Here is a 13,339-nt window from a genome sequence, read left to right on the forward strand (position 1 = left end):
TAAGCCTTTCCAGGTCTAAAGCTTTGAATCCTTCAAAAACCCTATAAATCGCTGCTTTGCAACTGAGTGCTGATCGCTGACCATGAGCTGAGATTACGATCCCTTTTCAGGGCTTGCCTCACCACTGCGGCCGTCGCATCGTCGCCCGTAGCCCAAGTCTCGATGAGCACGTTCAGGTAAGCGATGCGGTCCTGCATCAACTTGAGCTGTCTCTGATCGTCAGATGCGGCCTTAATCGCGATGTCTCGCTCTTGCTCTGCAACACCGAAGATCTGCATGAGGCTAGCTATCTCATGTCGATGATGCGTTGCAGCTTCAGCCAAGCGTTCAAGGTGTAGCTGTTCGAGAGCTTCAATTGCTTCGCCTTGTTCTTTGTGCAGCGCTAGCTGTCGCTGAGCGCTGGCGTCCAGTAAGATTTCAGTTCTCACTCTCGCTTTTTTGCTCTCGAAAAGTAGGAGGCTGAGCACAACTATTAGGGTTAGTGACGTACCTAAAACGAAGAGAAAGCTGCTGTGAATCAGGGTTGGATCGATGGTAGTGCTCAACGCAGGTAGACCTCGGTAATTTCGGCCCGGAAGTGACCAAGTTCTTGAGAAACGACCTCCAACGCTTGTTTCCGTGTGAGGTGACGTTGTAGCGAAGCCATTCGCTCTTGAGCGTACGTGTGCCGTAACCCGTGGGCACCATTTGACCAACCGAGAGCTTCCTTCGATGCAGCGCTAACGCTTTTGCTCCATGGCTGGCCGCCGCCAATTGCATAGAATTGCTGGTAGCTGATACCGCGATCCTTTACGACCCGTGGCGTTGCCAACCGGCTCCTTTCCAAGCGTTGAGCCAGAGGTATTGGGATGCGCACCTCGCGGACCAGGCCACCCTTGCCGTGGACCGTGTAGCTGATGGTCGTTTCCCGAATTCCAGCAAACTTCATCCCGTGCGCTGGACGTTCATCCGCTACACGGCGATGAGTTCTTTGGAGACTCAGCAATTCATGAGCACGGAGACCCGCTGCATATGCAATCTCTGTCGCAAGCGAGTTGTGAGGAGCTTGCCGAGAGGCGATCAGTGTCATCTGCTCGCGGTTATAGGCTCGTGTTTGGTTGGCCAGACGGCGACCCAAAGTCGGGTGCTGCTTCGTGCTGGGGCGAGCGGTCGCGCTGCTTTTAATTACTTCTAGAGACCGGCCTAGCGGCAGTTGTAGGGTGACGTGCTGCATCATGGCCTGGAGAGCCTGACGCTCCATATCGAGTGTTTTCTGACCCACGGTCGTCGCTCTTTGCTGAAGGTAGCTAATCGCGCTATCAGGGGTCATTTCGCGGAGGCTGCCTAAGCGATGCTGCTGTAGGTAGGCGGTGATGCGTACCAACCGCTGCTCGTAGTTACGGACAGTGCCCACGGATCGAATGTGGGTGCCCTGGAGCTTTTTCATCACGGATGCAGCTTGCTTTGTAGGCTTGGCAAACTTAGCCACTCAGGCGATTCCGATGTAGCCATCGGTGCACTGTAGAACGCTGAATCTTGATACCTTTTTCCGCTATCCAGCGTTGCAGTTCAGTGCCATTGCAGCCTGCGGAATCAAGCTGCAACAGCTCGTACTTATAGTTATCCAGCAATGAGCGACGTTGGGCATAGGTTCGGGGTTTTCTCCGAATCCTAGATTCGGCCTTGAGGCGTGCAGTAATGCTCTGCGCATCGAATTCGCTCATGGGATTCTCTCTATCAGGTGTAAGAACTCCTGACCGTTGCCGGTTCAGCGACACACCATCCGTAGATGGTTCGTTGTGTGCCTGTTCGCCCCCCTTAGCATGAGATGCAGGCGGGGACTGTTCACGCCTACTCGGATTCTCCGAGTGAGTTCCTGATTGTCCGCTCAGGTTCGGCTGCCATTGGGTCTGGCTGACCATGTTGGGTTGTCTTCTCTCCTCAAGTGATTGGTCGTTGATGGTCCCGATATGTAGTCGGCGTTGGGCCGGGCACACACGCGATGACGCAAGTGTGGCCGATGGGCCAATGCCCGCGATGACGCAGGCCGAGCCCCCTGCCACTGTCCCAACCCATGAATCACATGGGTAACGAGACTGCCGGGCAGTGCGGTTTGGTTCGTGATCAGCTTACGAAAATGGGGGAGGGCAAACAACGCAACTGCGCTGCGTTGTATTTGTTGCGCGAAATCAAACCGTTCGATGGTGCCCGCTATGTGGCGCGACGTTTAGGAGCGTTACATAGCGGGCAAGGGGCGCGAGCAGAACCAGTAGCAGTAACTACATAGGGTTCGGTAGAACCGCAGCCAGTGGATTCATAGGATCGATACGTATCCTTTATCACTGGAGTGATGTGACGATGAAAATCGCAATTTTCTTGGACTGGGTTCAGATGCGTATGCCATTCCTTACCAGGTGGGCGGGTCGGCTGGGATTGCTCCTTGGCCCCGTTCTTTGCGTTCTGCATCTGATCGCCGCATCAATTTTTCCACCATATGGGAAACTCGTACTCGCCCAATATGATGCGGTCCAGCTCACCGGAAGCCTCCTAGCCGCTCCGACTGCGCAGTATTTCATTCTGTTGGGCGCGGTCTTCGGTGTCCTCTGGGTGTTCCTTTGGGCTGTCCGGTGTGGCTTGGCTCTGCGTAGTTGGATCATCTGTCGGCGGGCGGCCTGATGAGCATTGGCACGGCTGAGGATTTCGCCGGATTCAATTGGGTATTCGGGCTGTGGGAAAACGTTGCGTTGACGATCCTGACTGCCACCGAGCCGCTATTTGTCGCATTCAACGAAACCAGCAACGCGCTTATCGTTGCGGTTGGATTTGGATGGATGCTGCTCGTTGCATTGCGCGTGGGGCAAGGAGCTGCGCGTACGGTGTTGTCAGGAATTATGATTTTCCTGGTTGTGGCGTACGGCATGAGACCCGTGACAGTGACTCTTCCAAGCGGAGCAACGGTCCGGCTGGTCGAAGCTCAGGCGGTGCCGCTCAGTTTCGTGATGACGATTCACAAAATCTACAGAGAGGCTTTTGATCAGGTCCTGAGTGATCAAACAGTAGCCGGGACAATCGTCCCTGCGCAGTCCGCGATTGACAACATGGTAGGTCGATCAGCCGAAGTGTTTGCCGGCAGTGATTTGGCCCGGCTGATTAGAGATTACAACGCCAGTTGTGCCCCGGCGCCGGCTGAGCTTGCCGGTCCCGAGCACGCGGCTAAAGTGGAAGCTTTGCAGGCTATCGGGCTGCTCGGCGGTGGTGGCTTGGGGATACCGGATGAAGAAGTCGGCGTGATAGCACAAGCACGCACGGCTATTGGCGGCGCGTGGACGTATGTTTTCGGTTCAGCCGAAGAAAATGGCGGTTGGGGAGCTTATCTGTTAGGCGGCGGGGCTGCCCGGACTAGTTTGGGTCAGGTGCTTGACCAGAGAGCTATCCAGTCGCGTCGTGAGGCCGGTATTCGTGCTCTTGAAGCTGCCGGGCCGTTCATGGGGGACCGCTATGCGCTGCCAACGCAAGCGCATTGGGCCGCCAAACTTGCAGGGGAATCTCAAGCCACGCCGTCTTACTTGTCGATCAGCACAGTGCCAGGGCAGGAGTCGGCTATCGTCGGCGACGATCAAGGAATAATGTTTCGACCCACCAGCTGCATCGAGGCATACAAAATTGCCCAGATGGGCGCTGAGCAGGCGTATCAGGCGTTGCGCGAGTCGGGTGCGGTTATAGCAAGTGGGCAGCGAGTAAGCGCTGAGGTGGGGGCTGTAAGTACAGCGACAGCTTGGCAGCGATTCATGGCTGGTTCATTGCAGAAAACGACGGGCCTCTCTCGTGGGGATAGTGAGGTTGCTGGAAGCTTCTTAGCCGCGGCTCAGATGTGGAAGAACTTCAGCGGGTGGCTTGATCTGCAAACGCTGTTACCTGGTTATGTGATCATGTCAGCCTGGTTGTTTTGGATTGTGTTACTCCTCGCGCCGTTCTTTTTGATGCTCGCACCTCTCAGGGGCGGTAGGATGTTGACCAATTGGCTGTCGCTGCTGATGCTGCCGGTCATCTCCGTTATGACCGCACAGATGATCACTGTTGCGGTGTCCCAGACTGTGGCTGCTGTTGCGGTTGCCCAAGCAGGGGCTGCTAGTGGGTGGTCAGGCGTCGGGGCGGACTATGACGGTCTCCGTGGGTTGATGTCAGCTATTGCAGCTGTGTCACTGGGCATTTCCACCTGGATCACGTCGAGTATGCTAGGTGTATCATTGGGAGGTTTGGCTGGTAGCTTGTCCGGCGCTGTGGCAACTGCCAGCGATGTAGGACGCTTAGGTATGAAAGCGGTTGGCTTTGCCATGCTGGGCTCTCGAATCGCTAGCGTAGCGGGAGCGGCCACCGCTGGACGGAGTGGTTCTAAAGCTCAGCCGGGTAAAGCCACCCCTCCATCCATGCCACCATCAGCCAACCCAGTTGGGCCTAGCTCGATTCCTACATTTCGGCCTGGTAGCCGTGGTGTAAAATCGCTGAACCCACCAAAAGCCAGACGTTAGAGTTTGGGCAAGGGGGGCGGCGCTGACCGCCCTGGTGCAGGTGATGACGTCGCTACTTGCGAGGCTCATCTGCACAAGCCCTCCATTTCCGAAAGAAGCCAACGGCTATATTCGCGGCGCCCTAACAAGTCAATTGGGGGGCACCGCTTTTGCCTTGCCACAGAAGTGAGCCGCAGAAGCTCGCAACAGCCGTACCAGTGAGTCACCTATAAGGTTCCTCTGAGATGAGTCTCCGATACTGCGCCCGGCCACTGGCATGGCGCCGCGAGACTCAAGCAAGCCTGCGCCACACCAGTGATTACCCAGCGAAAATCTCCGAAAAACCACTGAGAATCATCGGCGCACACTCTCGTGCTTTGGGGTACTGCTAATACACCTCGGCTTGCCTATGAGATCCGCCAAGAATTCCTCGATTCCCACTTGGGGTAGTGAGCATTTTTTCCCGGGGCTCGATGACACCATGCCAAGCGGTGTTTTGCTTCACCCTCTACTGAGAGTGGAGGTAAGCATGAAGTCCTTTTTGATCACGGTTGTATGCGCTGGGGGAGGGTATTGGCTGGGAACGAATCGATTAGTACCTCCTTGGCTGGTAATCGGGTTGGCAATTTTGGGAGTGGGCTTATGGGCCATTGCCGAGTGGATTGAGCTCCGGGAAGGAAATGATGAGGGCAAGCCATGATGTATGCCGATATGAAGGATCTTGCTGTTCTATCTGCAATGTTTCCTTCCTGGAGTTGGAGACTGTCAGCGAGACGACGGATATTTGTGGCGTCGGAAGGGCCGGTCATCCGACTCTACTGGATGCCAGCCCTTTTGAGCCTGGACGAGTTTCGTGCCCAACTTTTTGTGAAGGAGCTCAACGCCTTAGGCACATCTGGTGGCTCAAGACAGGGGGAGTGGTGACAATGGCAAATTGTTATCAAGGGGTGTGCTGTGTGAAAAAATGGAAACTGGTGATGCTGGCCATGGCATCCGCCTCCCTTGCCGGGTGCTGGCAGAGCGATTATGCCTTTGAGGGGAAATACTTCGCTGCGGAGGGAGAAGAGTGCGCGACCCCGACTAGCGCCTCGGATCGCGAGCAATATCTTCTGGATATCACCAAGCAGGTCCACGACGGTAAAGCCCTGTACTCGGCCAGATTCCCTATCGCTGCGAAGCTGGGAGCTCCTCTCACCAGCGAACAGAGCGTGGCTGCAACAGACGATAATGAGCTGACTTTCCGTTTCACTAAACCTGAGGTTTCCGGAGTGTTTTCAGGAAGCCCGGCAGTGGAAATCGAGCTCACAGTCGTGCCGAACAAGAGCAGGAAAGATCATCTCTGGATGAAAAAAGCAACGTTCACCAGCGTTCGAGACGGGAAGGTCATCGAGCGAGATTTCTTAACAACTCTGAGAGCTGCAAGCAAGGTCGGGGAGTCCGGTGCTTGTTTGAGAAAAGATAGCGTAGCTCGCTGACAGGCTAAGTGTCGCGCTGCAGCAGGCAAAGGAGCATTTAAGGCATTGTAAAATGGGCCGGCTTGACTATGGATTGCCGCTCCCTTGTCGTAGCAGGATAAAGAAGTGCTAGACTCCTCGCGAGGTCTAGCACCCATAGCCTTGCACCACCACAGCCCTGACCAGTTAAGACTCGACCCTCAGCTGGTTCAGGGCTTTTCTTTCTGAAGGCACCGAGGTGGGTGGATTAGCACTCGATGCCCATGACTCTTCTCCTGGCGATCCGCATACGGCCTCCTCTTACGGGTCTTCGCCTTAGCCTTGCACCACCACAGCCCCAGCCGGTCAAGACTCGACCCTCAGCCGGTCCGGGGCTTTCATTTTGAGGGCATCGAGGTGGGTGGATTAGCACTCGATGCCCATGACTCTTCTCCTGGCGATCCGCATACGGCCTCCCCTTGCAGGTCTTCACTGTAGCTTTGCACCACCACAGCCCCAGCCGGTCAAGACTCGTCCCTCAGCCGGTCCGGAGCTTTCATTTTGAGGGCATCGAGGTGGGTGGAAAAGCATCCGATGCTCATGACTCTCCTAAGCACTAGCCTTAGACCTCCTCGTTCGTTTGGGCTTGGTGGATGGAGCTGGCGGCGCTGGAGGTGTCGCGGTTGTGTTCGACGTCTGCTTCGCAGCTTCCGCGGCGGCGGCCGCAGCTTTCTCTGCTTCCTTGAGAGCGGCCCAGTAGACGTGGAGCGCCTCGATATCGCCATAGGCACCGATCTCGGGAAGTCGCTCGATGAACCGGCTATACAGCCCGTCCTGAACTTTGCCGTTATGGCGCATCCACTCAACCGCAGCGTTCGGATTGGTGAGCATCACATAGTGGAATTCGCCCGATGCACCTGGCTTGGCAACAATGAACTGCAGTTCTCGCAGCTTCTTCATCCGCCGACGCCAGGTATCCACAGCCCGCTCTCCGAGAAAGCCCGCTTCAGCAGCAAATGTGCTGGGATTCTCAATGGTGATGACCGGATGATCGGGCATACGCGCCCATAGACAAAACAACACGTGGCCGGCAGGCTGTCCTTTCGAATCGGCATCGATGACTTGCATGGCAATCGGCAGTGTCCGGGGAATCGTGCTAAAACCATCGTGGGTTTTGCGCGTCCATTTCCACGCTTCAGGCATGTCGGGGAAGTGCACCTGCATTAATTGCTGGGCACGCTCCGCCATCGTTAAGCGGCGTTTAGCTGATTGTTTTGCGTTGGCCATTTTGCAGCCCTCATTCGATTTCTGTTGGGCTCAGTTTCCCGACATCGGCTGATGATGGCAAACCGTCATTGAGCGCTAATATCACGCATCTCCAAGCGCATGAATGAACGATACAAGCTACTCAATTGCACTATATGAGCCTAGTTCAGATAATCGAATTGCGCGATATCGCGCATAAAAAGCTTACAACCTACTGATTTTCATAGTTTTATTTTTGCTTTTTGGTGCTCGGCGTGCTGAGTGTACTCGGCGTGCTCAGTGTCCTCGCCGTGCTGCAGGGTGTAGGGTGTGGGAAGAGGGGCTTCACGAAATGGGTTCGGCCTCGATTTTCTTGCTCATGGGTACACCTAGTAGCGCACTTTGAAGGTTGGGGAGTCTTCTGGCCGCTGCTGACGGCGGTCGTAGATCCGGGTAGTACTGATGTTGGCATGGCCCAGCCAAGCCTGGACCTTAGCAATGTCGGCTTCATGCTCCAGGGCATTTGTGGCCGCGGTCGCACGCAGACCATGCACACCCAAACCCGCGACCTCGATCCCGGCGCATTTCGCATATTTTCCTACCAAGGTGTAGATGCCATTGGCTGTAATGCCGGTGCCGGTCGAGCGTCCCCGCAACGGTACAAACAGCGGCCCCTGGGGCTCGAGCAAGTGATGACCGGACTTTTCTAAATAGGCATGGATTCGCTCGGCGGCCACGGGATGCAGCGGCAAGAAACGCAGCTTTCCACCTTTGCCCAAAATCCGCAGGTGCTTGATACCTCTCCGCTCCTGCAGATCGCTCAGCTGCAGCTGCGCACATTCCTCACGACGCAGGCCGTGATACAGCAGAACAGCGAGAATGGCCCTATCTCGTAGCCCCTTGAGCGAGTCCGCCGATGGCGCATCCAGCAGCGCTTTAGCCTGGTGGTCTCCCAGAGCCGGTGTCTTCCCTTCATTCGTTTCGATCTTGGGCCTCTTGACCCCATGTACTGGATTGCCACCGGCGACAGCATTGCACTCCAGCAGATGATCGAACAGGCTGGCCAGCGCGGCTAGCTTGCGGCGGATGGTCGCTCCGGCCAGTCCACGCTGCTCGAGCTGAGCACGCCAGGCCAAGACATGTGCCCGGGTGATGGCGCGGAACTCCTCCGCCGCGGCTAAGCCTACGAAGCCGCAGAAGTCTTCAAGGTCACCCTGGTAGGCACGCCGGGTGCGGGGGTTAACGATATTGGCAAACCACTCCACCGCAGCCGGAACCTCAGCCAGGGTTTGAAACTGGGCAGCGGTCAGCCGGCGTTCAGGCAGGATAACAAGCTTCGACATTTACTCTGCCTCCCAGTTTCTCTGGTGGATGTTGCGGCAACGCTGCACGACTTCTTCCACGCAAGGATGACGCGGTGAGTCGGTGTAGATCTCTTTTCCATAGAAGGGAAGTGCGCCCAGGAAAACTTCCAGTACGGCGTCGACTTCGAGCGAAAGCAGAACCAATGTCTTGAAGGCGTTGGGCACTTGGTCTTTTTCGAATCTGGCCCATCTGTCCCTCATGGCTCGTTCGGCCTTTCCCGCCTCGTCCCACTCCTTGGATTTATGGTGCACCAGAGCATTGCGCGCTTTGATCAGGCCCTTAAGGCCATTGACCGCAGGACCTTCCTCCTTAAGGGAACGGCCGCAGATGAGTCGGGGAACAATCATCCACTTACCCAGCAGATCCATCTTGTCCAGGTAGTCGGTGGCCACCTTGTCGCCCAACTGGATGGCAGCCAGGTCAAAAACAGCCGCCTCGATGGCCATCGCGGAAAAGACGATGGTCTTGATGCCGTTTATGGCTTTTCGTTCCTCGCGGTCCATAGCACCTGTGGGATCGTGAGGCGGGCAAAACAGGGGACTGGGATCCGCTGCGCCGTCAAGAAACAGCGTAAAGGCTTGCTCCGCCATTCTTGCGTAGGTGTCTGCCATGGTATCGACACGGATGTAGGTATCGCGGATTTCGAACGGCTCAGAGCTACTCATAGCGTCCTGTTTCAGAATTGGTGATAACGTATTTTATCACCAGTTTCGCTATCGCAGGTTGTGCTGACCTTTCACAGCACAGCTTCGTCAAAAAACGCCTTGACTTATCCTTGTTCTGATATAAATTATATCTACACCCTCGGGTGCGATTCAGCATAGGTGTCGAGCTGTAGACCTATGCGCATTCCATGTGGAGTGCACGATTTTCTGGATTGCGGCGCCGCCGTAGTTCAAACAAGCAGGTGACCAAGCTGGGGAACGCTGATGGCTTACTCATATACTGAGAAAAAATTCAATATTATCAAAAGCTTACTAAGGTATTACCAATGGCCGAGGTATCGAAGTTAGTAGATTTTTGTGGCAGCAGTAAGAAAGATATTTCAGATTTTCCTCTCGCAGTCCGTGATCGGGTGATTTATCAGCTTGACCTACTGAAGCATGGAGACGATCCATCCAACTTCAAACCAGTCAAGACTGTAGGACCTGGCGTTTACGAGATCAAAATCCGAGCAAAGGAAGGGGCTTTTCGCGTGTTTTATGTGGTGAATCGAGCAGCCGTGATCTCGGTATTGCATGCGTTTCAAAAAACCACTGAAAAGACGGAAAAGCGTGACATTGATCTTGCAAAAAAGAGATTGAAGTCACTGGGCTAAAGCGGACTGGTATCCCCTTGTACGCGTTAGGGGTTAAGTATTAGGTGCACCACCATAGCCCGAACCCTATGAGGTATCTATCGAAGAGATTCATCAATAGAGGTAAACATGATGACAAACGAACGCCAAACCAATCTTTGGGGTGCGTTGGTTGAGTCGCCGGAAGAAGCCGCAAACCTACAAGTGCGTTCAACGCTGATGCGGGAAATTACTCGAAAAGTACGTTCTTGGGGGCTTGCTCAGAAGGACGCAGCGCAGAGATTGAACGTAACGCAACCTCGGCTGAACGATTTGCTGAAAGGGAAAATTGATAAATTTTCCCTGGATGCTCTGGTAAAGATGCTGCCTGGCGCAGGCCTTCAGATTGAAGTGATAGTGAAAGAGCAATCTGCAGCATAATACCCAGCTAGTGCCAAGTCTCACAGAGAGTTGTTGTCTGATTGAGAACTGGAAGATCACGACGAGAATGCGTGAGGGAAAAATTCAGCAGCAGGCGGTTAGCAAGTGTTCTCCTATTGAAGAGAAGGCTGCGGCACAAGACTGAAATCCCCTGAATGCAGTCATTGGGCTAGCTATGCAAAGCCATGACCATGGTCTCGAAACCATGGTGAGTGCGCTTCGGCTAGGTTATCCTGATGCAAGGACTGAATCGAGCGAGCCTGGCTAGGCCACCGCGAAACCTATTACAAGGATCGATCATGAAGGCGTTTCTATCTCACTCAAGCGCTGACAAAAAGAGCTACGTTGGTATTGTCGCTTCGCGGCTTGCTGAAGAAGACATCGTCTATGATGAGATGTCGTTTGAGTCTGGCGAAGAAACCATGAATGAAATTATTCGTGGTTTAGATGAGAGTACAGTGTTTTGCTTGTTTATTTCTGATGAATCGCTCAAGTCTCCTTGGGTTCGTGAGGAGATAGATGGTGCGTCTATCCGGCTTGCAAATGGTTCGCTCAAATATATTTATCCTGTGGTTATAGATCGTAGTGTGACCCATGATGATCCGCGCATACCCAAATGGCTTAAAGAAAATTATAATTTAAGATTGGTTACTCGTCCCGTTATTGCTGCGCGTCGCATCCAACAAAAATTGAGGCAGGCCAGTTGGGCAAAACATCCGAAGCTAAAGGAACGTGAGCGTGCCTTTGTGGGGCGAAACAAGAATATTGAGTCATTCGAGCGCCGCTTCGATGACTATAGTCAACCTAAACCCGTGCTATCTGTGGTCGTTGGCCCTCCATCGATTGGTCGTCGTACGCTCATATCCAATGCTTTGCGTAAGCTTGCCCTTAACGGGCCAGATAAAGACTTTCCAGTTCTTCCGCTAGACCGCCATGCTAGTATCGAAGACTTCATTCTCAGACTTTTGGATCTTGGTGCTTCAGACGCAAGTTATGCCGAGTTGAATCTTGCCGAGCGTCCCATTGACGAGAAAGTGGCAATTACAGTGGGTTTGCTGAAAGACCTCGCGAAGCTTAAAGAGCGAGTGGTCGTGCTTGATGAAGGGTGCCTCGTAACCTACGAGCGGAAATTGGCCCCTTGGTTTGAGGCGATAGTAAGCCATGCCGATCTGGTCGGTAAGCCCTTGCTTTTTGTTGCTTCGCGCTGGGCCCCAAATCCTAACTCAGTTCGTCAACTCTCTCGGGTGGTGTTTTCATGCACTCTGGGCGAACTGGATCCATCTGAGCGGCGCCGACTCTTTGCTCGGCTTCTGGAGATTGAGGAGATAGTACTCAGCACTGAAGATTTCGAAACCTTCGCGGCCCTCCTCAACGGATTCCCTGATGAAGTGTTCTTCGCTGTTGATCTTTTGGCAAGACTCGGCGTTAGAGGCGCTATAGATCACTCTAATGAAATTGTCGAGTTTAATGGGGAAAAAGCGTCTATGCTGCTACGCCCCTTCCAAGATAACGAGGCTGTGCTCAACGTAATACGGCTTCTTGCCCAGTCTGAAGTTTTCAGTGTTGATTTTCTTTGTCAGATATTTAAGGAAGAGCAGCTCGTAAATATTATTGGTGATCTTGTTTCTGAGCATGTGTGCGAGCTGATTGGGGCAGAGGGTGAATTTTTAAGGCTGGTTGATTCGGTTCGTGATTATGTAAAGCGGAATGACTTAAGTTTGATTCCCGAACTTCGTGCTGCGGTGAATTCCGCGGTTGAACGCGATATTCAGCACGGTAACTGGAACGAGTACGACTCGTCTCGTGTTGCGTTTTTAGTAAAGAACGCACTTGCTTCGGGCGAAAGCTTAGAACCCCGGTTTATGATTCCCTCTCATATACTACGGACGATCAAAGAGCTTTATTATGATCGAGGTAAGCTGAGGCGTGCTGTCGACTTGGCGGACATTTTACTGGCTAAAGAGCGAAATCTCGATCCACAGCTGGTTCAGGATGTGCGCTATTACCTTTGCCTGGTTCTAGCCCGTCTCAGGGACACCCGCGTGCTGGAAGAAGCTCAGCGTATTCATGGAGATGAGCATGATTTTATTCTCGGATACTACTATCGTCTGGTAGGTCGCCAGCGTGATGCTATCGAGCGGCTCTCCCGTGTGGCCTCTGGAGCTTTTGTTGGGGTTAGAGCTAAACGAGAACTGGTTGAAGTACTGCTGCAAATGGAGCAGTACGATGATGCGAGAGAGTTAGCTCGAAAAAATTATGAGGAGAATCGTACCAACCAATTCCATATCCATGCTTACTTCCGTGCATTAGTGCTCGGGAGCAGCCCGGAAAGATATCTCACCGTGCTTGAGGCGCTTTGCTCTGAGCTGGAGGATGTGCGCAGTGATCGCTCTCGCCAAATGGCTATGATCGGGAGAGCCCTCATTGCCGCTCGATGCAAGCATGATCAGCGATCTCTCGATCTTATCGACGACGCAATCGCTTCGTTCCCTCGCATTATCTATCCTGTTCTGGCGAAGTTCGATATAGGTTTGAGCTTCCGCAATGAAGCTGCCATGCAGGACGCACTGACCCGCTTGGAGAGGCTAGCGAGTGACGGAGTGAATCTATCGACTAAAACCTTAGCTGTCCTTCGCGCCTATCTTGCCGCGGTGCGAGGAGACCTGGCCACAGCTCATAGTCGGGCGGCTGAAGTAGCTAGGCATTTTACTGATGAGGCGCGCACCAGATTTTTAGAAAAGCTGGAGGCCTTTGCATCGGGTGCGGTAGTAAACCGAGGGGGGGCTCGTTAGCGTAAGCTTGGGCTTGTCGCAACGGTTCATTTCCATCGGGCTTGGGGGCGTTCCAGGAGGTAATCACTTCACGCCGTTCTTACGCAGGGGGAGCTTCCCCCGCGTTAGAAGCGATTGAAGTGTGAGCTCGAGTACCCTTTTGAGTACCTTTATATATTTTTTATTGACTCAATGCTCGTTTTTTCAAGGGCCTTGAGCTCGGGGTTCGATTCCTGTCTCCGGCACCACATCCAGCTCCACTGCATTCCGCTGAATGCTTTGGAAACCCTCTAAACCGGCCTTCTGGCCGGCTTTTCGTTT

The 13,339-nt window shown here is 53.8% G+C and carries 11 protein-coding genes; 5 read left to right on the forward strand and 6 right to left on the reverse strand.

From position 1 onward, the window contains the following. Positions 1–41: 41 nt before the first annotated feature. Genes ABNP31_RS03355 through ABNP31_RS03365 form a run of 3 tightly spaced genes read right to left on the reverse strand, consistent with a single transcriptional unit; the run spans position 42 to position 1,703 of the window. On the reverse strand, positions 42–545 hold the full coding sequence (locus tag ABNP31_RS03355) for a hypothetical protein (RefSeq protein ID WP_054881356.1): 504 nt from the start codon (positions 543–545) through the stop codon (positions 42–44). After that, on the reverse strand, positions 542–1,468 hold the full coding sequence (locus ABNP31_RS03360) for a site-specific integrase (protein ID WP_054881357.1): 927 nt from the start codon (positions 1,466–1,468) through the stop codon (positions 542–544). Before ABNP31_RS03360 ends, ABNP31_RS03355 begins: the two co-directional genes overlap by 4 nt. After that, entirely contained in the window at positions 1,461–1,703 is a 243-nt protein-coding gene (locus tag ABNP31_RS03365) for a hypothetical protein (RefSeq protein WP_008091975.1), read from the reverse strand. Before ABNP31_RS03365 ends, ABNP31_RS03360 begins: the two co-directional genes overlap by 8 nt. Positions 1,704–2,654: 951 nt before the next feature. Between ABNP31_RS03365 and ABNP31_RS03370 the strand changes: the two genes are divergently transcribed. Both ABNP31_RS03370 and ABNP31_RS03375 read left to right on the forward strand, forming a co-directional pair. Then, positions 2,655–4,508 (forward strand): hypothetical protein, encoded by a 1,854-nt coding sequence (locus ABNP31_RS03370; protein WP_350012990.1) that lies wholly within the window; start codon positions 2,655–2,657, stop codon positions 4,506–4,508. Positions 4,509–5,443: 935 nt separating this feature from the next. After that, positions 5,444–5,962, forward strand: a complete 519-nt coding sequence (locus tag ABNP31_RS03375) for a hypothetical protein (RefSeq protein WP_350012991.1) — start codon at positions 5,444–5,446, stop codon at positions 5,960–5,962. Between the two features lie 567 nt (positions 5,963–6,529). On the opposite strand, the gene ABNP31_RS03380 is transcribed toward ABNP31_RS03375, so the two are convergent. From ABNP31_RS03380 to ABNP31_RS03390, 3 genes are all read right to left on the reverse strand, one after another. Further along, positions 6,530–7,207 (reverse strand): hypothetical protein, encoded by a 678-nt coding sequence (locus tag ABNP31_RS03380; protein WP_350012992.1) that lies wholly within the window; start codon positions 7,205–7,207, stop codon positions 6,530–6,532. Positions 7,208–7,554: 347 nt separating this feature from the next. Then, complete coding sequence (locus ABNP31_RS03385; protein WP_350012993.1) at positions 7,555–8,508, reverse strand: tyrosine-type recombinase/integrase; 954 nt, start codon at positions 8,506–8,508, stop codon at positions 7,555–7,557. Continuing rightward, on the reverse strand, positions 8,509–9,195 hold the full coding sequence (locus ABNP31_RS03390; RefSeq protein ID WP_350012994.1) for a hypothetical protein: 687 nt from the start codon (positions 9,193–9,195) through the stop codon (positions 8,509–8,511). 326 nt (positions 9,196–9,521) lie between these two features. Here ABNP31_RS03390 and ABNP31_RS03395 point away from each other — a divergent pair, with 326 nt between their 5' ends. The 3 genes from ABNP31_RS03395 (at position 9,522) to ABNP31_RS03405 (ending at position 13,039) form a co-directional block, all read left to right on the forward strand. After that, positions 9,522–9,848, forward strand: coding sequence for a type II toxin-antitoxin system RelE/ParE family toxin (locus ABNP31_RS03395; protein WP_350012995.1), 327 nt, complete (start codon positions 9,522–9,524; stop codon positions 9,846–9,848). Positions 9,849–9,959: 111 nt separating this feature from the next. After that, positions 9,960–10,247: a helix-turn-helix domain-containing protein gene (locus ABNP31_RS03400; RefSeq protein WP_212811253.1), complete on the forward strand. Its 288-nt coding sequence runs from the start codon at positions 9,960–9,962 to the stop codon at positions 10,245–10,247. A gap of 299 nt (positions 10,248–10,546) precedes the next feature. Further along, the gene (locus ABNP31_RS03405; protein ID WP_350012996.1) at positions 10,547–13,039 is read left to right on the forward strand and encodes a toll/interleukin-1 receptor domain-containing protein; all 2,493 of its coding nucleotides are present in this window, start codon (positions 10,547–10,549) and stop codon (positions 13,037–13,039) included. Positions 13,040–13,339: the final 300 nt, after the last annotated feature.

The organism is Pseudomonas asiatica (genome assembly GCF_040214835.1).
Classification (GTDB): Bacteria; Pseudomonadota; Gammaproteobacteria; order Pseudomonadales; family Pseudomonadaceae; genus Aquipseudomonas; species Aquipseudomonas putida_Z.

Bases quoted from the DNA above. Each gene is read 5' to 3' on its own strand.
- ABNP31_RS03365 (WP_008091975.1), bottom strand. From the start codon at position 1,703: ATGAGCGAATTCGATGCGCAGAGCATTACTGCACGCCTCAAGGCCGAA.
- ABNP31_RS03370 (WP_350012990.1), top strand. From the start codon at position 2,655: ATGAGCATTGGCACGGCTGAGGATTTCGCCGGATTCAATTGGGTATTC.
- ABNP31_RS03380 (WP_350012992.1), bottom strand. From the start codon at position 7,207: ATGGCCAACGCAAAACAATCAGCTAAACGCCGCTTAACGATGGCGGAG.
- ABNP31_RS03385 (WP_350012993.1), bottom strand. From the start codon at position 8,508: ATGTCGAAGCTTGTTATCCTGCCTGAACGCCGGCTGACCGCTGCCCAG.
- ABNP31_RS03390 (WP_350012994.1), bottom strand. From the start codon at position 9,195: ATGAGTAGCTCTGAGCCGTTCGAAATCCGCGATACCTACATCCGTGTC.
- ABNP31_RS03395 (WP_350012995.1), top strand. From the start codon at position 9,522: ATGGCCGAGGTATCGAAGTTAGTAGATTTTTGTGGCAGCAGTAAGAAA.
- ABNP31_RS03400 (WP_212811253.1), top strand. From the start codon at position 9,960: ATGACAAACGAACGCCAAACCAATCTTTGGGGTGCGTTGGTTGAGTCG.
- ABNP31_RS03405 (WP_350012996.1), top strand. From the start codon at position 10,547: ATGAAGGCGTTTCTATCTCACTCAAGCGCTGACAAAAAGAGCTACGTT.